General features: G+C 38.9%; 15 protein-coding genes. 7 read left to right on the plus strand and 8 right to left on the minus strand.

Features of this window, described 5'->3' with window-relative positions:
- Window positions 1-234: 234 nt before the first annotated feature.
- The 3 genes from H6G73_RS22455 to H6G73_RS22465 are packed head-to-tail and all read right to left on the minus strand — an operon-like array spanning window position 235 to window position 2,635.
- Entirely contained in the window at window positions 235-723 is a 489-nt protein-coding gene (locus tag H6G73_RS22455) for a hypothetical protein (RefSeq protein WP_190608495.1), read from the minus strand.
- Window positions 723-2,087, minus strand: a complete 1,365-nt coding sequence (locus H6G73_RS22460) for a DUF3696 domain-containing protein (RefSeq protein ID WP_190608497.1) — start codon at window positions 2,085-2,087, stop codon at window positions 723-725. Before H6G73_RS22460 ends, H6G73_RS22455 begins: the two co-directional genes overlap by 1 nt.
- A 59-nt stretch (window positions 2,088-2,146) precedes the next feature.
- On the minus strand, window positions 2,147-2,635 hold the full coding sequence (locus tag H6G73_RS22465; protein ID WP_190608499.1) for a molybdenum cofactor biosynthesis protein MoaE: 489 nt from the start codon (window positions 2,633-2,635) through the stop codon (window positions 2,147-2,149).
- Window positions 2,636-2,715: 80 nt separating this feature from the next.
- Here H6G73_RS22465 and H6G73_RS22470 point away from each other — a divergent pair, with 80 nt between their 5' ends.
- The 3 genes from H6G73_RS22470 to H6G73_RS22480 all read left to right on the plus strand — a co-directional run bounded on the left by H6G73_RS22470 (window position 2,716) and on the right by H6G73_RS22480 (window position 6,216).
- The gene (locus H6G73_RS22470) at window positions 2,716-3,534 is read left to right on the plus strand and encodes a type 1 glutamine amidotransferase (protein WP_190608501.1); all 819 of its coding nucleotides are present in this window, start codon (window positions 2,716-2,718) and stop codon (window positions 3,532-3,534) included.
- A gap of 329 nt (window positions 3,535-3,863) precedes the next feature.
- A complete protein-coding gene (locus tag H6G73_RS22475; RefSeq protein ID WP_190608502.1) occupies window positions 3,864-5,177 on the plus strand; it encodes a hemolysin family protein in 1,314 nt (437 codons plus the stop codon).
- A 322-nt stretch (window positions 5,178-5,499) separates the two neighbouring features.
- Window positions 5,500-6,216 (plus strand): SDR family NAD(P)-dependent oxidoreductase, encoded by a 717-nt coding sequence (locus tag H6G73_RS22480; RefSeq protein WP_190608505.1) that lies wholly within the window; start codon window positions 5,500-5,502, stop codon window positions 6,214-6,216.
- An 81-nt stretch (window positions 6,217-6,297) separates the two neighbouring features.
- Here the strand turns inward: H6G73_RS22480 and H6G73_RS22485 are convergent, their stop codons facing one another.
- On the minus strand, window positions 6,298-6,438 hold the full coding sequence (locus tag H6G73_RS22485; protein ID WP_190608507.1) for a hypothetical protein: 141 nt from the start codon (window positions 6,436-6,438) through the stop codon (window positions 6,298-6,300).
- Window positions 6,439-6,518: 80 nt separating this feature from the next.
- Between H6G73_RS22485 and H6G73_RS22490 the strand changes: the two genes are divergently transcribed.
- A complete protein-coding gene (locus tag H6G73_RS22490; protein ID WP_190608508.1) occupies window positions 6,519-8,345 on the plus strand; it encodes a pentapeptide repeat-containing protein in 1,827 nt (608 codons plus the stop codon).
- A gap of 170 nt (window positions 8,346-8,515) precedes the next feature.
- On the opposite strand, the gene H6G73_RS22495 is transcribed toward H6G73_RS22490, so the two are convergent.
- Entirely contained in the window at window positions 8,516-8,986 is a 471-nt protein-coding gene (locus H6G73_RS22495) for a hypothetical protein (protein ID WP_190608510.1), read from the minus strand.
- 35 nt (window positions 8,987-9,021) lie between these two features.
- On the opposite strand from H6G73_RS22495, the gene H6G73_RS22500 reads away from it, so the two are divergent.
- Together H6G73_RS22500 and H6G73_RS22505 are read left to right on the plus strand one after the other, a co-directional pair.
- On the plus strand, window positions 9,022-10,230 hold the full coding sequence (locus H6G73_RS22500) for a NupC/NupG family nucleoside CNT transporter (RefSeq protein ID WP_190608512.1): 1,209 nt from the start codon (window positions 9,022-9,024) through the stop codon (window positions 10,228-10,230).
- Between the two features lie 475 nt (window positions 10,231-10,705).
- On the plus strand, window positions 10,706-13,768 hold the full coding sequence (locus H6G73_RS22505; RefSeq protein ID WP_190608513.1) for a PAS domain S-box protein: 3,063 nt from the start codon (window positions 10,706-10,708) through the stop codon (window positions 13,766-13,768).
- A gap of 78 nt (window positions 13,769-13,846) precedes the next feature.
- On the opposite strand, the gene hpnH is transcribed toward H6G73_RS22505, so the two are convergent.
- On the minus strand, window positions 13,847-14,863 hold the full coding sequence (gene hpnH / locus H6G73_RS22510) for an adenosyl-hopene transferase HpnH (RefSeq protein WP_190608515.1): 1,017 nt from the start codon (window positions 14,861-14,863) through the stop codon (window positions 13,847-13,849).
- Window positions 14,864-14,951: 88 nt separating this feature from the next.
- The gene (hpnA, locus tag H6G73_RS22515) at window positions 14,952-15,941 is read right to left on the minus strand and encodes a hopanoid-associated sugar epimerase (RefSeq protein WP_190608517.1); all 990 of its coding nucleotides are present in this window, start codon (window positions 15,939-15,941) and stop codon (window positions 14,952-14,954) included.
- Between the two features lie 352 nt (window positions 15,942-16,293).
- Here hpnA and H6G73_RS22520 point away from each other — a divergent pair, with 352 nt between their 5' ends.
- Window positions 16,294-17,457, plus strand: coding sequence for a PIN domain-containing protein (locus H6G73_RS22520; protein WP_190608519.1), 1,164 nt, complete (start codon window positions 16,294-16,296; stop codon window positions 17,455-17,457).
- Between the two features lie 272 nt (window positions 17,458-17,729).
- Here the strand turns inward: H6G73_RS22520 and H6G73_RS22525 are convergent, their stop codons facing one another.
- The gene (locus H6G73_RS22525) at window positions 17,730-20,477 is read right to left on the minus strand and encodes an efflux RND transporter permease subunit (RefSeq protein WP_190608520.1); all 2,748 of its coding nucleotides are present in this window, start codon (window positions 20,475-20,477) and stop codon (window positions 17,730-17,732) included.
- Window positions 20,478-20,479 lie beyond the last annotated feature (2 nt).

Raw genomic sequence — 20,479 nt, forward strand, 5'->3', positions numbered from 1 at the left:
ATTTCTGCGGTTTGAGAAATTGTTTGACCATGCCCTGTTTTGAGTAAATATAGTAGCTGCACTCTTTCTTTAGCCATCGCAGTTTTTTGTATCGCCAGTAAATCTTTTAGTTCTGCGACAGTCTCTTTAATTTCTAGCTGATATACCCCTGACATTGTTTACCTTTTATCTGGTTTAATCTTATTATCGCATCTGTAGGCTTATTTTAGAGAATTGGTATAAAATATTGTTGTGCTATGGACGAGTTGTTAATTCAGAACAGAGAAATATAATTGTGATACCAATATTCTTTAAGGCTATTTCAAAATTTTTCCAATCAGAATCCACAGCATTTAAAATTGGTGGTTTTTCAGGATGAGTTAAAGCAACTGCCACAAATTTTCGATCTGATTTATCAAAATTTGCAAGACTTTCTTCTTCTGGGAACTCTTGAAACCCATTTTCAGCAGTGGGTGTAATTTTCACTTGTTGGCAGCGTTGCGGATTTGCTTGATTGGTTAATACCCATTTGAAAAAGGCATCCCCTACTCCTGGCTGACCTGAAGGCGATAATTTATTTTTATATTCATTAATAATTAACCATGTATCATCCAATACAATTATATGTTGTTTTTGAATTTCTCGGAGCTTGTTGGCACAGTTTAAAACACAAGCAGGTGAGGCTTGATTTGCTTTTTCATTAGCTACTATAGGAACATTGGTATCTACTACAAAATAGGACATTATTCTGATTGATTCCCATGTTGACGTTTCATGGCTGCTTCTGTCATGGCTAATAATTCTCCCATTTCATCACCAAAGAATCCTACAGGCCAATTATTAATGTTGCCATAAGCATCTAATTCTAAAGGAGTTAATTCAGAGTTTCCTTGCTCATTTAATTGACAAAAATACAATGCAGCATCATTTTCTTGGAGTTGTTCTTCAGCAATACGTCTTTGTAAGCGACGCAGTAAATGTTCGCTATGACTTTCAAGGATAATTTGCATATTTCTATTCTTAATCACATCAATAAATACGTCTGCTAAACCTGCTTGCACTGATGGATGTAAATGAATTTCTGGTTGTTCAAAAATCAATGTCGAACCTTTAGGTGCATAATAACAAAGCACTAAAACTGGTAAAATTTGAGAAACTCCAAAACCTACATCTGTAATTAATACTTCAGAAGAATTAGGAGTACGTCGTACACTCAGTTCATATTCTTGACGATTTTCGGCAATTGGCTTTAACTGAAAATCATGTATTAGTCCTAATTCCCGTAACCATTCTGCTATCCTTTGTTCTATGTTTTCCTGATTATTTTGATTTCTAGAAGCTAATAAAGCAGGAACAGCTTGTTCTCCTTTTTTTCCTACATCTTGGGGTTGATAGCCAGCCCACGTATAGCTACGACGTGGATAATCTCGCAATGGTCCAAGATAATAGATATTTTGAAAAATTCCTTCAAAAGCTAGTACAAAATCCGCTAAAAAAGAGGCATTTTGATAATAAGAGTTTACCTGATCTGGAAAACCATAACTCTTGATTGGTTGTGGAAGTGGCCATGCTCTGCCTTTAAAGCGTTTTAAATCATAACTTGGTGACGATTTTAATCTATATTCAGGTTTACCTTTATTATTTTGATTATCTTGTCTTTCCATGCCAAATAAATAATTTTTATTGTCATAATCAAAGCTATAGAACAAATTTTGTACAGTCAGGCTTTCTGCTGTAACTTCAATATTGGCATTAAATGACAAAGATGAAATTGAAAAAATAATATCCTCTAATTCACCCTCTGGATTAATAACATCCAGGGTTTCTGGTAGTTCCCAAGCTAAAGAAAACTCAATTTCTCCAGGTATTTGATGCTGATAAATGACATCAGTGATTGTTCCTAAATCAATATAAGTTTTATCATCACCTGTATGTAATACTCTTTGTCTATCAGGAGATTCTACAGTTTGTTTGAGCATTAATAACAGTTGGATAATGCCAGTTTTACCTGAACTATTAGTACCAAATAATCCTGTTAAGGATGCTAATGGCATTTGCCCTGTATTCTGCCAAGATTTAAAGTTATGAATAGTTAATTGTTTCAACATCTTTTCACAGTTATAAGTAAAAACTGAAAATTATCAATTTGGTTGAGCAACCGTAAAACTCAACAATTTTGTTCACAAGCCCCAATACTTACCCAAGCCCCAAACAGGTTACCATCTTTACCGTCATACCATTCTTTTTTCCAAATTGGAGCATTGTGTTTGAGTGTATCTATGGCATATTGACAAGCTGCAAATGCTTCACTGCGATGAGGACAACCTACAGCGACTAAAACACTAATTTCTCCTATTTTTAACCTGCCAATGCGATGATAAATGACTACTCGATTCACATCAGACCAATGAGAGCGAATGTCAGCAGCTATTTGATAAAATACCTGTAATGCCATTGGTTCATAAGCTTGATATTCTAAGGCAACTACAGATTGACCATTAGTTTGATTACGAACAGTACCACTCATAACCACTACTGCACCATTAGCAGGGTCATCGGCTTTAGCATAAATTTCTTCTAGAGATATGGGTGCAAATGTGATGCCAAAGCTATCTTTTTGATGAGGTTTGAGAGGAAAAACAACTGGGTTTACCATAGTAAATTGATGATTATTTATTCAGGAATTAAAAATAGATGTAGAAAAATTGATGAATGATCAGTTATAAGTAAGGTTTTATGAGTTCTGGACAGATGGAAATAGTTATTGGTTGGCTCTATCCTACCTTGATGAGCACCTATGGCGATCGCGGTAATGTAATTACTATCGAACGTCGGGCCCAGTGGCGGGGATACGATGTCAAAGTGGTTCCCCTAGACCAAAATGCCACAGCCGAAGATATCAAGGCTGTTGATGTCATTGTTGGTGGTGGTGCACAAGACCGTCAGCAAGAAATCGTGATGCGGGATTTACAAGGCGCGAAAGCTGACGCAATGCGGGAAAAAATCGAAAATGGTACACCTGGCGTGTTTACCTGTGGTTCCCCTCAATTACTAGGACATTATTACGAACCAGGCTTTGGACAAAGAATAGAAGGTTTAGGCATCTTAGATTTAGTCTCTATCCATCCAGGAGAAAATACTAAACGTTGTATTGGTAACTTAGTCATAGAAGTTACGGCCTCACGCCTAGCTCAGGAGTTAGAGGCGATGATTGGTACTAAACCCTATTTAGTTGGGTTTGAAAATCATGGGGGACGTACCAAACTAGGAAAAGTAGAAGCTTTGGGACGTGTGGTTTATGGCTTAGGGAACAATGGCGAAGATGGGACAGAGGGGGCTTTTTATCAAAATGCCATAGCGACCTATTCCCACGGGCCTTTGTTACCCAAAAACCCCTTTGTTGCCGATTGGTTGATTCAAACAGCCCTGCGGCTAAAGTATGAGCAGGAAATCAAACTGACACCGTTAAATGATCAGTTGGCGATGGAGGGACGAGAGGCCATGTTTAAACGCTTGAAAGTGAATGTCCCAACCATGGCTGTGACTCCAGTCTGATGAAAAGTTACAGAGGGTGTAGAACAATCTGCCATATACCCTCTCACCCTTTCACCCTGTTAGAGTGGCACACTGCATCCTCATCTTTAATCCAGACGTTAGGATAGAAACGAAGTTAACTTTCACAACAAATAAACCCTACTTTCCCTCTAGGTGATCAACCTGAGGGATTTTTTTTGGCTAATCTATTTTATATATTCTCAACAATTTGTTTCTTTAATTCTTTCCTCATCGGTAGCAACTATACCTGATGATTGTCCAAGAAGCCCCTTTAATACTAGATACTAAAGGGTGAGCTACCTTCGCTATCTATAGCGGCAATTTTAAACATGTCCTCCATCACTTTTGAAATTTTAATCATTTTGGTTCTCATTATTGCCAACGGAGTATTTTCGATGTCCGAGATGGCGATAGTGTCAGCGCGGAAAGTTAGGTTACAGCAGTTGGCCAATCAGGGAGATGTTAACGCCAGAGTGGCTTTGAAGCTGGCTGAGTCTCCTAATCACTTCTTGTCTATCGTTCAGGTGGGCATCACACTGATTAATATTCTTAATGGTGTGTTTGGGGGTGCAACAATTGCCAAAAGATTAGGGGAGTATGTCAAGCTAGTACCTTTCTTGGCTAGTTATAGCGAACCGATCGCTTTTAGTGTTGTTGTTTTAGTCATTACCTATTTGTCCTTAATCGTCGGTGAACTGGTTCCGAAACGCCTAGCATTAAATAACCCGGAAAGAATAGCGGCTTTTGTGGCGATTCCCATGCGTGCTTTAGCGGCGTTGGCTTCACCAATTGTGCATTTGTTAAGCACCTCCACAGAAATGGTGTTGCGACTCTTGGGGATTCGACCTTCTTCTGAACCCCAGGTGACGGAAGAAGAAATTAAAATTTTAATTGAACAAGGTACGGAAGCAGGAACCTTTGAGGAAGCAGAACAGGATATGGTAGAGAGGGTGTTTCGATTAGGCGATCGCCCCGTAAGCGCCTTTATGACCCCCCGTCCTGATATTGTTTGGTTAGATTTGGAAGATTCCCCAGAGGAAAACCGTCAGAAAATGTCTGACAGTGGCTATTCTCGTTATCCTGTGTGTCAAGAAGGATTGGACAACGTACTGGGAATAGTTCCAGTCACAGACCTGTTAGCGAGAAGTTTTCGTGGTGAATCTCTAGATTTGACGATTGGATTACGTCAGCCTGTTTTTGTGCCAGAAAGTACCAGAGGCTTGAAAGTTTTAGAATTATTTAAGCAAACTATCACTCACATGGCCTTAGTTGTTGATGAATACGGCGTAATCCAAGGCTTAGTTACCCTCAACGACATCATGAGCGAAATTGTTGGTGATGTACCCGCAGAACCAGGACAGGAAGAACCCCAAGCAGTTCAAAGAGAGGATGGGTCTTGGTTATTAGATGGGATGTTACCTGTAGAAGAATTTTTGGAATTGTTTGATATGGAAGAGTGGGAATATGACGAAAGGGGCAGCTATCAAACCTTAGGTGGTTTTGTCATCAATCATTTAGGACGTATTCCCGCTGCCGCAGACTATTTTGAATGGCAAGATATGCGAATTGAAGTCATGGATATGGACGGTAATCGAGTGGATAAGGTGTTGGTCGTACCAAAGTTGAATCGAGAGAGTGAGTAGGTATAGAGAGAAGAATACAGGAGTTACAGAAGTTCAGGAGTTACAGAAGTTAAGAAGTTCAGAAGTTGCAGAAGTTGCAGAAGTTACAGGAGTTACAGAATAGAATTCTTGCATTTTTAAACTCTGTTCGCGTTCACGTAGTGTGCCGGAGGCATCAACCATACTTCTGTTCGCGCAGCGTGCCGTAGGTATACTCCTGAACTTCTGAACTCCTGTTCGCGCAGCGTGCCGTAGGCATACTTCTGAACTCCTGCACAGCAGCTTACTCCCAATTTTGCTTGATAAGCTAACGTGGGAAGTAGGCGCAGAGGAGTAAGAGAACATGAATATAGCTAAGGTAGCTGTTGTGGTTGGTGCGGGGCCTGGTTTGGGCGCTGCTATTGCTCGTCGCTTTGCTAGTGAAGGTTTTGCTGTGGCGCTGATGGCGCGGAATTTAGAGAGTTTGACTCAGATTCAAAATCAGATTTTAGCTAATGGGGGAAAAGCGATCGCAGTTTGTGCTGATGTGACTGATGTGGAATCGCTGTCCTCTGGCTTTAGTCAGGTATTTTCTCAGTTGGGACATCCAGAGGTTTTAATCTATAACGCTGGTGCTGTACAAATAGCGAGTATTTTGGAATTGACACCAGAACAGTTTACCTCTGGCTGGAAAGTTAATTGTTTTGGAGCCTTTTTAGCTGCACAGCAGGTGTTACCGAAAATGCTGGAACGGGGAAGGGGAACAATTTTGTTAACTGGTGCCACTGCGGCCTTAAGGGGTTCAGCAAGATTTGCTGGTTTTGCGGTGGGTAAGTTTGGCTTAAGAGCATTAGCACAAAGTATGGCTAGGGAATTTGGCCCCCAAGGTATCCATGTGGCCCATGTGGTGATTGATGGCATTATTAATACGCCCAAAATTCACATCCGGGAAATGGAGAAAGAAATATATACTTTATTATCGCCAGATGCGATCGCTCAAAACTATTGGCACCTCTATCAACAAGATTCTACAGCTTGGACTCTGGAGCTTGATTTACGTCCGGCTGTGGAAAAATTCTAAATTGCCATCTACGTAAAAGCGGCAAGGAAGGAAAGGACTTCCAGGTTTATAGCTAGCCAATAGAAGGGTCTAGTCTCAGCCCTATGTGGTGTGAGTAGCCATTGCCGTTTTTTGCGATATATAGCCATAATTGCTACCATCCAACATTGATGTTGAAGATGGGACTGAAGAACCTGAATTTTGGGTTTTTTTCGTGTTGATGCCTACATTTCGCTTGTTCATCACTACTATTCATTTATTTAGGCTTGATCACAGGGGATTAAACAAGATGGGTACATTACAATACAATTCCTGAGAAATTGATGAATATTCCTAATTCCAAATTGACTTTAGCGGCTTTAGCAACACGTATTTCCCAAATAGAAACAGAACAGGAGCTTCGGAAAAAAAATATTGCCTGGCTAAAGCATCATTTTGACCATCTCAAAAAAGATTTACAAAATAAGGCTGAAGTAGATGCAATTGACACTATTCATGTAGAAATTGCCCATTTAAAATTACAAATTATCGAATTACAGGAATATTTAAATCCTTCAGTTGCTCCATCTTCTGAATTGGTTGATTATCAAGAAATTAGCCAAAAAGATAACAAGGAAAATAGCGATATTTTCCAGACATTTATTAATTTAGAACTCCAAAAAAATCAAGTACATGCTTTAGAGCCACAAACTGTCAATACCTATTTTCCCCTTGTACAACCAACCAAAACATATGTGAATGATTGGCAGGAAGAACAAGAAACTGATCATCGCTCTTTTAGTGACCTAGAGTTTAGAACAGAGCGGGCTATGTGGATAGTTAACTGCATGTATACTGTAGATTCACCCAATCAAGAACCACCTCTAAAAGCTGAGGAATTTTGGTTACGTTATCAAGCTGGTGAACGGGATTTTTCTGGTCTTAACTTATCTGGGATAAATTTAAGTGGCAAATATTTAGCTGGTGGAGTTAATTTCAGTCAAGCTAACTTAACTAATGCCAATCTCAATAATGTGACATGGAGCAATGTCATTTTATCTGGTGCCATTATGAGAGGAGCAGATATCCGCAAAGCTAACTTATCCCATGCCAATCTCATCGCTGCAAATTTAGGCTATGCTAATCTCACTGGTGCTAATTTAAGTTGTGCTAATCTCACAGATGCCAACTTAAGGGGGGCAGATTTGAGTGAAGCTAATTTATCCAATACAATTTTGTGTGCAGCTAATTTAGATTATGCCTACCTACATCAAGCTAAACTAAATTTAGTCAAACTAGAGAAAGCATCATTGAGAAAAGCAAATCTCAGTCAATGTATTTTGAATGGAGCTTATTTACGGGAAGCAGATTTGAGTGAAGCTAATTTGAGTGAATCTAGCTTGCATAATGAAGTCAATTTAAGTTTAGCTAACTTGAGTGGTGCTAACTTAAGTAATGCGAATATGAAAAAGGCTAAGTTAATGCGGGCAGATTTAAGTTATGCTAATCTCAGTAATGTGAATTTATTAGCCGCTAATTTGGAAGGTGCTAATCTTCAAAATACCAATTTTGAACAAGCAATTTATGATGCTAATACTATCTTTTCTATTGGTGTTGTTCCCATTCGATTTAGAGCCTACTTTTTAGCACCGCGTATTTCTTTACCCAATGCTAATTTAGCTGGATTAGATTTGAGTTATATAGATTTGAGTGATGCCAATTTACAAGGTGCAGACCTCAGTAAAACCAATCTCAGCTATGCTAATTTAAGTGGTGCGAATTTAAGTAAAGCTAATTTGAAGGAAACTTATTTAAGTAGTGCCAATATGAGTAGTGTGACTCTCAATGGTGCGAAATTACAAAATTTAGATTTAAGTGGCGTAAATTTGAGTTGTGCTAACCTCAGACAGGTAAATTTAAGCCATGCAGACCTGAGTAAGGCTAATTTAAGTGCAGCTGATTTAACAGAAGCAGATTTGCGGGGAGCAGATATTAGCCATGCAGACTTACAAGGTGCAGATTTAGCTTTTGCTGATTTGCGTGCTGCCAATTTATTGGGTGCAAATTTATCAGGAGCAAGTTTGCATGAAGCCAAATTAAATGGTGCCAATTTAGAAGGAATAAAATTGAGTGGTGCAATTATGCCAGATGGAAAGCAAGCAGAAATATAAAATATTGAATTTTTCTCACCGATTTACTTAAACATTTGTAGAGATATTTCATGGAATGTCTTTACAAATGTCATAGAAAACAAATATTTTTTTCAATTATTGGAGAGCAATTTAACACAAGAATGGGATACTTAATTCAAAACCCTCCTCTTAACTCTCTATTACCTGCTTTATTGATTAAATACTCCCACAGAACCTGCTGCTGACCATGTATCTTGATGATAGGTAAAGTAATAGATAGTTCCACATTGAGGTACACCAGCAAAGCAATACATACTGTGATACAACAAAGCTTGTTGATAATTAGAGGAGAATCCTACTCTAGAAAAATAATGGTATATATTCCATCTATGTTCATCTTGCCTCATCAATATATCAGCATCATCCTTAGATACAAGCATAGGTAAAAATTCATCATTTAAGATATTGGCTAAATAGGAAACCTCTTGATTGGCTAGCAGAAAATTTTCATAAGTAGAAATGTGCAGGTTAGAGATTACCTTCTCAATTTGTTTTAATGAAGGAAACCATAGACTTGTAGATATAACTGTAGATTCATTAATGATGTAATCGCTGCCTTGAGTAGATAAATTTCTGGATAGATGTACAGAAAAGATTTCATTTTCATGTTGTTTTTGCATAAAATATTTTACGTAATCACTATTTAAGATCCAAAATGGAACACGCCATTTCTGCTATAGGAGTTTTAATATTTATTGGTATTTCCTATGGTTTATCTGTCAATCGTCATGCAATTCAGTGGCGAACAGTCGCTTGGGGTTTAGGCTTAGAGTTTATCTTGGCGTTAATTATTATCAAAACTCCTTGGGGTTTAAATATATTTAAATCTTTAGGTGATTTTTTTAGTAATTTTTTGGCTTTTTCTGATGTCGGAGCCAAGTTTGTATTTGGTGACAATTTTAAAGACCATTTATTTGCTTTCCAGGTTTTACCAACAATTATATTTTTCTCTGCATTCATTAGTGTTCTTTACTACTATGGTATTTTACCAAAAGTAGTAGGCTTCCTGGCTTGGGTGATGATGAAAACCCTGAAAACATCAGGTTCTGAATCTTTATCCTGTGCCGGAAACATTTTTTTAGGCCCCACAGAAGCAGCATTAATGGTCAAACCATATGTGGCAAATATGACCCAATCAGAACTATATGCAGTGATGACGGGGGGGTTCTCGACTATTGCAGGTGGTGTATTAGGCGCTTATCTTTCTTTTGGTATTCCACCAGCACATCTCATAGCAGCTTTTTTTATGACTGCACCTACTTCTTTAGTGGTTTCAAAATTAATCTATCCAGAGACAGAAGTATCCACAACGGTGGGAACAGTTACTGTAAAAGTTGAGAATAATTATGTGAATGTGATTGATGCAGTAACTACAGGTGCATTAGAGGGTGTGAAATTAGCTGTCAATGTCGGAGTAATGATTATCGCTTTTTTAGGTTTGTTAGCTGCGATTAATGCTGGTTTGGGATGGATGGGTAATCTGGTGGGTTTATCTCAATTATCTCTAGAATGGTTGATGTCTTTAATTATGGCTCCTGTTGCTTTTTTAATGGGTGTACCTTGGAGTGACTGTGGACAGGTGGGAGCTTTATTAGGGAAAAAAACTATTGCCAATGAGTTTCTGGCCTATTTTGATTTGAGTAAATTAATTGAAAAGCAAGAAATTTCCCAACGCGCAGCGATTATTTCTACCTACGCTTTATGTAACTTTGCTAATTTGGGGTCTATTGGCATCACTATTGGCGGTATAGCTGGAATGGCTCCCAACCGTCAACATGATTTAGCCAAGATGGGAGTTAAATCGATGATTGGTGGATTATTAGCTGGTTTTATTACTGCTGGTATTGCAGGGATGTTGATTTAAACAGGGGAAGAGAGAGGAGAAATTTTAAATAGGCGATCGCATCAACCAAATTTGTTCTACAATGATTCTTAAATAGTTATTTAGCTTTATAAGCAAAGAACTAAAAATTAATCCGTGCTGGATGTCCCTCGAACAGTAGCTAGCCACAGTTTCACTCTTCGTTAAAAGAATTTCGTAAAAATTTTTCAGCTTTTTTTCAGCTTTACAGGTCTTCCATCGTCTTATTGTTAGGTTAACTTTTACTCCTAGCTGGTGTCACCTCACCATAGGAATAAAATTTGAAAATTTATTGACTAGTTGTTGAGATTGGTGGCTATAAATTATTTCTACCCACTTCTCCAACTGAAAATTCTATGCTTAATATCAATTACCTCCTATAAGGCAATAGATACAAAAACTAGAATTCAGTATCAATATAATTTTTTAGTTTTTAATTATTAAATTTTAATTAAAATTACTGGTTTTACTTAAATATATGCAGGACAACCAGGCAGAAACAGAAATTTATAATAAATTTAATCTCCTATCTCAGCTGAGTGATGTCATCATCGCTGTTGATCAACAGGAATTGGTAATTTATTGGAATTCAGCCGCAGAAAAATTATATGAAATAAAGGCAGAACATGCTATTGGCAAGCCATTACAAGCATGTTATCAGTATCAATGGCTTAATCCAGAAGATGAGCAATTTGCCTACAATTCCTTAGAGAAAAATGGTTGCTGGCGTGGTGAAAATATACATATTAAAGACAACGGAAAAAGAATATATGTAGAATCATCTGTAAGCATTATGAAAGATCAAAATGGTGTTGGGATTGGCTATGTAGCTGTAATTAGGGATATTACTCAACGTAAAAAACAAGAAGAAATACTCAGAAAAAATGAAGAAAGATTTGAACTTTCACTGTTTGCTGGAGATTCTGCAACTTGGGACTGGAATCTTCAAACTAATGAAGTAATTTGGTCGAGTAATCTTTATAGTTTATTTGGAATTGCTCCTGATTTATTCGATGGAAAATATGAAACCTTTCTGAGTTTTGTCCACCCTGAAGACCGCGACTTTCTTCATCAATCAGTCATCGCAGCTATTCATCAACAAGCACCATATGACATTGAATTTCGAGTAATTTCCCCTGATGGTAAAGTGCGCTGGAGTGGTTGTAAGGGAAGAGTTTTCTATGATGATACTAATCAACCCATTCGTATGATTGGGGTGAATATGGACATCACAGAACGCAAAGAAACTCAAAGATTATTGCAAACTCAGGAAGCACAATACCGTCGGATTGTCGAAACTGCTTCCGAGGGAGTTTGGGTAATAGATAGAGAAGGAAAAACAAACTTTGTTAACCAACAAATGGCAAAAATGTTGGGTTATGAAGTAGAAGAAATACTAGACAGGTCGTTTCTGGAATTTATGGACGAAACAGTAAGAGACAGTGCCTGTCAACTGTTAGAACGTCGAAAACAAGGTATTAGAGAACAACATGATTTTCAATTTCGTTGTCGAGATGGTTCCCAACTGTGGGGAATTGTTTCCACTACTCCTATTTTAGATGAGCAAGGCCAATTTAATGGGGCTTTGGCAATGATCACAGATATTACCAGTCGCAAACAAGCAGAGGAAGCCTTACGAGAAAGTGAAGCCACCCTCAGAACTTTGTTTAATAGTGCTTATATGATGGTAGGCATTACCGAATTGGTAGAAAACGATATACGCTTAATTACTTGTAATTTAGGGACAGCCAGGTTTTTTGGTTCTACACCGGAAGCGATGGAGTATACCCTAGCTAGTGAAATGGGCTTACTAGAGGAGTATATACGAGATTGGCGCGAGCGCTACTTGGAATCACAAAGAATTCAAGCACCAGTCCATTTTGAATATACCCATCCCACACCCAAAGGTAACAGATTATTATCTATTACAGTTTGTCCCATTGCTGAACATATGGGACAAAATCCCAGATTTGCCTTTGTGATTGAAGATATCACCGAACAAAAAGCAGCATTCATGGAACGTAAACAAACAGAACAAAAAATTCGCGAACAAGCTGCTTTAATTGATATCTCCACCGATGCCATTTTTGTCAGAGATTTAAATAATCGAATTCTCTTTTGGAGTAAAGGTGCTGAACGCTTGTATGGTTGGACAGCAGCAGAAAGCATTGGTAAAAAGGCAACTGAGCTTATCTGTGGCAACAATCAATCTCTGATCACAAAAGCTTTTAACACTACTCTAACCAAAGGTGCTTGGTATGGAGAATTAGAACAACAAACCAAAAACGCTCAAAAAATTATAGTTAGTAGTCGTTGGACATTAGTAAGCGATGAATCTGGAGCACCAGAATCTATTTTAGTTGTCAACACCAATATTACAGAAAAAAAACAACTAGAAACCCAAATTTACCGCGCCCAACGTTTAGAAAGTGTAGGTACTTTAGCCAGTGGTATAGCTCATGACTTGAACAATGTTTTTACTCCCATTGTCATGATTGCTCAGTTATTACCTTCAAAATTTAAGAATGTTGATACTCGTACCCAAGAAATGTTTCATGCCTTAGAAAATATGTCTAAGCGGGGAGCTAATTTGGTACAACAAATTCTCACCTTCACCCGTGGGTTAGAAGGAAAACAGACACTATTGCAGCCAGAACATTTATTAAAAGCAGTCATTCAAGTTATTAAACAAACCTTTCCTAAATCTATTGATATTGTCGCAGAAATTCCCACCAATTCCCTGTGGATGCTGAAAGCAGACCCCACACAACTTGATCAAGTATTGATGAATTTGGCTGTAAATGCTCGTGATGCTATGCCGAATGGTGGGGTATTAAAAATTTCTGCGGAAAATATTTTTATTGACCAAACCTATGCTCAAATGCACCTTGATGCTCATTCTGGTCATTATGTACTGATTAAAATAGTCGATACGGGTACAGGAATTCCTCCAGAAATTTTAGAGCGAATTTTTGAGCCATTTTTTACGACCAAAGAAGTCGGTCAGGGTACAGGATTAGGTTTATTCACAGTTTTAGGGATTATTAAAAACCATAATGGCTTTGTGCAGGTGCGGAGTCAAATTGGACAAGGGACAGAGTTTCGAGTATATTTGCCCGTTGATGAAGGAACAATTACTGAAGAAACAATCAAAGAGGAATTACCTCAAGGTAATGGAGAGTTAATTTTGATTGTCGATGATGAAATTATCGTTCAACAGACGACTAAATTTTTATTAGAAGAATATAACTATAAAACTCTCATTGCTCAAGATGGGATTGAAGCCGTTACTCTTTATGCTAAATATCAAAAAGAAATTAGTGTGGTATTGATGGATTTGATTATGCCCAATTTGGATGGGTTAATCACTATGCGTACTCTCTTGACTATGAACCCAGATGTCAAAATTATTGCTACTACTGGATTACCTACTAATCATCAACAAATATTGGCAGCTGGTGCCCAAGAATTTTTACTGAAACCTTATACAACTTGTGATTTATTAAGAATAGTCGGTAAATTATGCGGAGTGGTGCATTAGCTGCTGGCATAACACCACATCCTACAACTATTGGATAATTTGTGGTTTGGGTTATCCCCAATCATCACAAATTTTGACTTATTTACCAAATACAGTGGTTAAAGAACGAGCAATATTTTGTGGCTGCATTGCATCCATAGCTGCGGTGGGTTCATAACCACAATGAACCATACAATCAGCACATTTAGGATTACCACTAGCGCGACCGTATTGACTCCAATCTGTTTTTTCTAGCAGTTCCTTGAAGCTTTGATAATGTCCTTCATTGAGTAAATAGCAAGGTTTTTGCCAACCGAGAACACTGTAACTAGGACTTCCCCAAGGTGTACATTCATAGTCTTTTTCACCAATGAGAAAGTCTAAAAATAGGGGGTTGTGATTGAAGTTCCAGTTTTTCTGACCAGAGGTGTAAGGGGCAAGAACTTGGCGGAATAAGGCGCGGGTTTGTTCCCGGTTGAGGAAATGCTCTTGGTCTGGGGCCCATTCGTAACTATAGCCAGGAGAAATCATCATACCGTCAGTTCCCAGAGTTTCCAGGAAGTCAAAAAACTCCTGCATTTGTTGCGGATCACAGCCTTCAAAGATAGTAGTGTTAGTAGTAACTCGAAAACCTTTTGCTTTAGCTGCGCGAATGGCTTGAACTGCGACATCAAACACACCTTTGCGGTCAACGCATTGATCATGCCATTCTCGCATTCCGTCTAGATGTACACTAAAAGTGAGATAGGGAGAAGGCTGAAACTTGTGTAAGCTCTTTTCTAATAAGATACCGTTTGTACACAAGTAAACATATTTTTTTCGTTCTACTAAACCCTGGACAATTTCGTCAATTTGGGGATGTAATAGGGGTTCTCCACCAGGAATGGAAACCACAGGTGCACCACATTCTTCTACAGCTGCAAAGCATTGTTCTGGGGTGAGATTTTGCTTGAGGACTTCTGTAGGATGTTGAATTTTCCCGCAGCCAGTACAAGCTAGGTTGCAACGAAACAGGGGTTCTAACATCAAGACTAGGGGAAAGCGTTTGCGACCCAAAAAACGTTGAGTCACTAGATATTTACCAATATCTATTGCTTGTTGTAGGTTAATGGCCATTGTTTACACTCCTCTGTTGATTACAGCACTGAAATTGGCACAAGCTGATTTTGCACACAGATAGGCAATTTCTGTCACCTGTTTCCTGTCACCTATTTGTGACATATCCGTGAGATATAAACCAATCAACTGCATCTTTCAAGGCTACGTTCAGGGGGGACTGAGGTAGACCTAATTCGCGGATGGCTTTGGTAGCATCATAATACATTGGTTGGGTTGCCATGCGGACACCATCGAGGGGAACGGTAGGAGATTTACCGACAGGTGCAAGTATTTTTTCTTCAAACCAAGCGACACTGAGTGGTAGCCAAGCAGGAACAGAAATTTGGGGTGCGGGAATATTGGTAATTTGAGAAAGCTGTTGGAGTAGTTGCTGGAGAGTCAGATTTTGATGGGCTAGAATGTAGCGATCGCCTGTTTTTCCCTTTTGTAAAGCTAAGAGATGTCCCTTTGCCACATCTCGCACATCGATAAAATTTAACCCTGTGTCCATATATGCTGGCATTTGTCGCCGCAAAAACCGCAAAATAATATCCCCTGTAGGTGTGGGTTTAATGTCTAAAGGCCCTATAGGACTACTAGGATTGACAATAACTATATCTTGCCCTTGATTAGCGGCAGCGATCGCTATTTGTTCTGCTAAAAATTTCGATTTTTTATAATCTCCCACTAATTTTTCCACAGGACTTTGATGGCTTTCATCAACTACTTGACCATTTGGCCCCACACCTATTGCTGCCACCGAACTAGTATAAACTGTACGTTCGATTCCCGCTTTTTGGGCTGCGGCTAAGACATTCTTTGTCCCTTCAACATTGTGTAAATAAAGTAAATCGCGGTCTTTTTGCCACAAAGAATAATGGGCAGCCACATGGAACAGATATTTACAGTCTGCCATGGATTCCCATAGCTTGGGGTCATTTAAATTACCTTTTACAATATCTATGGACAAGCCACGCAAGTTATCTAAGCTGCTGGTGGGACGAACTAAAGCTGTTACTGCATATCCTTCTTGTAACAGCAACCTGACTACATGGGAGCCAATAAAACCTGTGCCTCCTGTGACAAAAGCCCGCATTTAATAACCTCTGATATTATGTCTGTCTGCATAGTTATCATAAAACCGGTTAAAAAGAATTGTTCACGCAGAGACGCAGAGACGCAGAGAAGAGAACACAAAGAGGACTTTTACAACATGTCTCTGAAACTCTCTGCCCTTCGGTTCCTTCGTTCCTATGCCTTCGGCACGCTTCGCGAACGTGGTTCATTGGTTCATAACTTGTGCGTAAGTCCCACAGATATGAGTTCGTTGTAATGATTGATATATTAGTCTTGAAAAAATATTATAAGGAAAGTTTCCATATAATAAACAATTATGCAGCAAATTTAGTTCAGCTTTATTTTTTTCTCAATCATTGTGAGTTCCCAATATGGAGTTAGATGAACTTAAAAAACTTGTCAGGGCAGGGCATTTTGGGGCAATTACTTTAGACACATCAATTTTTGATGCCCATGGTTTAAAGTTAGAGTCAGGACTAATCAGACAATTGGAGCAATTTCGAGATAGTTCTATAAAGTTAATCATCTCTGAAGTGGTTAAAGAGGAATTATTGTGCCACTTGATTGAAAACACAAAAGAGGCAAAAAAAGAGATTGAAAAATCTTTAAGACAGGCTAGAGATTATTGGCAAGTTGAGGAAAATAAAATTGAAAAAATAAAAAAGCTAATTTTTGATGGAAATGAAGTTCAAGAAATTGTAAATGAGCGATTTAATCAATTTATAAAAGCTACGTCACTTGAAATTATTGAACCTAATAATTATTTAACAGTCAGCGATCTGATACACCAGTATTTCCATTCTAAACCACCGTTTTCGGAAACTGGTAAGAAAAAAAGTGAATTTCCTGATGCAATTGCTTTAATATCTCTTGAGGTATGGGCTAACAAGAATAACACAAAAGTGATTGTTGTCACATCTGACAATGACTGGAAAAGATTCTGTCAATCTTCCGATAAACTTTTTGCTATCAATGATTTTGCTGGAGCTTTGGGACTATTTCAGTTTCAGGATGCTGAGGATGTATGCAGATATTTATCGGAAAAGTATGAGTTGGGGTATATTGAAAATATACAAGAAGCTATATGGGATGCTTTAGAGCTTCAGATTTATAATTTCGATATTTATATAGAAGCAGATTCTTATTATCGTTATGAAGAGGAAGTAACAGAAATTAAAGTCAATGGATTTCAATTTAAATTGCTTGAATCTCCAAACATAATATTTAGACCTGTTAATTTTGATCATGATAGCTTGACTGTTGAATCAATATTGCTTGTTGATATCAACGTTGAGTGTAATTTTTTCTTTGCTGTCTATGATTCTATTGATAAGGAAGATGTGGGAATAGGAGGAAATACTGTAAAGACTCAAGCTGATTTGGATGTAGAGGTTTTAATCACATTTGTAGGTGATTTGAATAAGATTGGTGCAGAATTTGACGTAGATGACATTGAAATCGAGATTCAAGCACCCCTTAGCATTAATTTTGGTTTCATTGAACCAGATTGGGGAGATGGAGGTGATGATTATTGAGAAACGGCATAAAACTCCTGCTACACCGGAACGAAGTGTGATCGTTGTAGGCTAGGTTGACAACCGCAAAACCAGCATTGTTTTTACTTAGCAATCACGAATTTGAATGTTGATCCAGGATATAGCAATGGACAGAGCAGTTAAGACATTAACTCAAACTAAAACTTAGACAACCAAAGGCTTTTAGCACTGTCACCTGTCACCTGTTACCTGTCACCTGCTATAAAATCCCCGACTTCTTGAAAAAATCGGGGATCTCAAACTGTCACCTGTCACCTGTTCCCTGTCACCTTCTGACGAGGAAACCAATCATCTAAAATTGCATAGACAACTGGTACTACAACCAGGCTGAGGATAGTTGAACTAACCAAACCACCAGCAATTGCTACAGCCATAGGCGATCGCAATTCGGAACCAGCACCTAAGCCCAAAGCAATGGGAACCATACCTAAAATGGTGGCTGCGGTGGTCATCATAATCGGTCGGAGACGAATGGGCCCAGCTTTCAAGATTGCTTCTGTTTTCTCTAAACCTGAGTCACGTAACTGATTAATGCAATCAACAATCAAAATGGCGTTTTTGTTAGCAATACCTAGCAAGAACACAAAACCAATGAGAGATATCATGCCAAAATCGCTCTTGGTTAAAAGTAGTGCTAATAAAGCTCCCACTAATGCTAACGGTAGAGAAATACCAATTACGATGGGATCAACCCAGCTTTTAAACAACCAAATCAGCACCACGATAATACAAAGTGCAGATAATCCTAAGGTGATGCCAAAGCTACCAAAAACTTCACTTTGATAGGCAGAATCTCCCCCTAAATCTAAGGTGGCATCGGCTGGCATTAATGCTTTAGCCTCAGCGGTAATTTTGTCGGTGGCTTCTCCTAAGGAGAGATTTTGTCCGAGATTAGCACCAATATAAGCAACTCGCTGACCGTTCAACCTTTCTACATGTAAAAACTTACCTTGTTGATTAGATTCACCAGTCACGGTGACATCCACAAAACCGGGCTGATCCTCAATTTTTTCTTTAATTGCTTTTGCTGTTTTATTTAAACTATCTAAATCATTGCCTCGTAAAGCTAATTGCAGAGTTTTCTGACTGCCTGTGTCCACAAATTGAATATCTTCTACACTGGTAGTAACACCAGATAAAGTTGGTAGTGAACTGCGGAGTTGGTCTTGAAACTCTGCGGTTTTAATATTTCGGTCTTGCTTGAGCTTAACGTATAACGTACCTTTATTCGGCTCACCTTCACGAGAACCCACAGTTGCAAACACAGTTTCCACTGCGGGTGACTTTCTCACAACTTCTTCCAGTTTTTTGGCAACCTGCAATGAATCATTTAAAGGATTTGGAAGCTGAATTTGAGATGAGGAAGCAAGAACAGAAGCAGCCACAGAATTATTTTGGTTTCTTTCTATCGTGTCTCCTTCTCCCCCTTGTTTTTCTTGTCCTGCTTGTCCTACTTGTCCTGCTTGCGCCCCTGGTTCCAAACCGGGAGGTAGACTAGGTAGGGGTGCTGTGTAGATAATATTAAATTCGCCTCGGTCAAGTTTGGGAATAAAGCCTTTAGGAATCAGAGGAATCGTCACTATTCCGACAATTAAACTGATCATCCCCAACCCCACCACAATCCGACGATGTTTTAAAGACCATGCCAACAAATCACGGTAAGCAAGGTCAAATTTCGCCCAAAGTTGGCTGGTGCGCTGGGGAGAACGAGGGGGAGTAGGTTTGAGCCAGTAAATTGCTAATACAGGAGATAAAGTTCTGGCTACTAGTAAGGATGTGAGCATGGCTGCGGAAACAGTGATGCCAAAGGGTTTAAAAAACTGACCAATCACTCCTCCCATAAAACCAATGGGTAAAAATACAGCTACAGCTGTGAAGGTAGCTGCTGTAACTGTTAACCCAATTTCCTTAGTAGCAATAAAAGCGGCTTGACGTGGTGTTGAGCCATTTTCCACGTGTCGCATGATGTTTTCGACATCAACGATCGCATCGTCTACGATACTACCAATTACCAAAGCTAGGGCTAATAGGGTAATTGTTTCTAAGTTAAAGCCATAAATCGCCATGACGATAAATGTCCCTAACAAAGAAATGGGAATCGCTAAGGCGGAAATCAGGGTAGCTTGCCAATTCCATAAAAATGGGAAAATGACTACCACAGATAAAATAATGGCTTCAATCAGGGCATCAATGGTGGAATGGGTAGCTTTTTGAATATATTCGGCTTGGGTAGAAGCGAGGGAAAGGGTAACATCCTTGAGGTTAGACCGGAGTTTTTGAATTTCTTTCTCAACTCGGCTAACTACTTCCAGGGTGTTAGCATTTCCTTTTTTAATGACCTGAATGGCTAGGGCTTCTTTCCCGTTAAACCTAATTAAAGTCCCGACTGCTGGTAGTCCTGTGGGATTGGTGGAAGGTGGTGCTACATTCCCGTCACCTAGCAGAGACACCTTGAGCACACCTGGTAATTGAGCGATCGCTGGAATAATTTTATCCTTTGTCAACTTCTGCAAATCAGCAAGATTCCGCCCAGAACTTTCTATCGCATAACTGACAGCAGCTGATTCGTTTAAATTCAGGGGAATGATTTTGTAAGATGCACCTTTGGGTAAGGTTAACTGCTTGAGTGCCTTTTCGGTGTTATTTTTAGAGGTTTCTAAGTTGGTTCCCACCACAAAGGACAAACTCACAGCGGTTTGACCAGGATAGGTGGATGAGCGAATATCTTCTAATCCTTCCAGGGATTTGAGGCTTTCTTCTAGTGGTTTAGTCAGTTTTGCTTCTGTGTCCAGTGCTGTACTCAAGGGTGCTTGGGCATTCACCACTACTACCGGAAAGGTAATATCGGGAAATAACGCATACTTGAGAGAACTGAAGGCCAGTAGTCCAGCTACTACTACTGCGATCCAAAAACTTACCGTCAACCACGAAAACTCAATCGCCAATTTGGAAATATTGAAGCGTTCGCGTGCGGATTTTGCGTGATTAGGCTGTACCATGT

Origin of the sequence: Richelia sinica FACHB-800 (genome assembly GCF_014698825.1) — a bacterium.
Lineage (GTDB): Bacteria > Cyanobacteriota > Cyanobacteriia > Cyanobacteriales > Nostocaceae > FACHB-800.

Bases quoted from the DNA above. Each gene is read 5' to 3' on its own strand.
- H6G73_RS22525 (WP_190608520.1), bottom strand. From the start codon at position 20,477: ATGGTACAGCCTAATCACGCAAAATCCGCACGCGAACGCTTCAATATT.
- H6G73_RS22495 (WP_190608510.1), bottom strand. From the start codon at position 8,986: ATGCAAAAACAACATGAAAATGAAATCTTTTCTGTACATCTATCCAGA.
- H6G73_RS22460 (WP_190608497.1), bottom strand. From the start codon at position 2,087: ATGTTGAAACAATTAACTATTCATAACTTTAAATCTTGGCAGAATACA.
- H6G73_RS22505 (WP_190608513.1), top strand. From the start codon at position 10,706: ATGCAGGACAACCAGGCAGAAACAGAAATTTATAATAAATTTAATCTC.
- H6G73_RS22490 (WP_190608508.1), top strand. From the start codon at position 6,519: ATGAATATTCCTAATTCCAAATTGACTTTAGCGGCTTTAGCAACACGT.
- H6G73_RS22470 (WP_190608501.1), top strand. From the start codon at position 2,716: ATGAGTTCTGGACAGATGGAAATAGTTATTGGTTGGCTCTATCCTACC.
- hpnA (WP_190608517.1), bottom strand. From the start codon at position 15,941: ATGCGGGCTTTTGTCACAGGAGGCACAGGTTTTATTGGCTCCCATGTA.
- hpnH (WP_190608515.1), bottom strand. From the start codon at position 14,863: ATGGCCATTAACCTACAACAAGCAATAGATATTGGTAAATATCTAGTG.
- H6G73_RS22520 (WP_190608519.1), top strand. From the start codon at position 16,294: ATGGAGTTAGATGAACTTAAAAAACTTGTCAGGGCAGGGCATTTTGGG.
- H6G73_RS22455 (WP_190608495.1), bottom strand. From the start codon at position 723: ATGTCCTATTTTGTAGTAGATACCAATGTTCCTATAGTAGCTAATGAA.
- H6G73_RS22475 (WP_190608502.1), top strand. From the start codon at position 3,864: ATGTCCTCCATCACTTTTGAAATTTTAATCATTTTGGTTCTCATTATT.
- H6G73_RS22485 (WP_190608507.1), bottom strand. From the start codon at position 6,438: ATGAACAAGCGAAATGTAGGCATCAACACGAAAAAAACCCAAAATTCA.
- H6G73_RS22480 (WP_190608505.1), top strand. From the start codon at position 5,500: ATGAATATAGCTAAGGTAGCTGTTGTGGTTGGTGCGGGGCCTGGTTTG.
- H6G73_RS22500 (WP_190608512.1), top strand. From the start codon at position 9,022: ATGGAACACGCCATTTCTGCTATAGGAGTTTTAATATTTATTGGTATT.
- H6G73_RS22465 (WP_190608499.1), bottom strand. From the start codon at position 2,635: ATGGTAAACCCAGTTGTTTTTCCTCTCAAACCTCATCAAAAAGATAGC.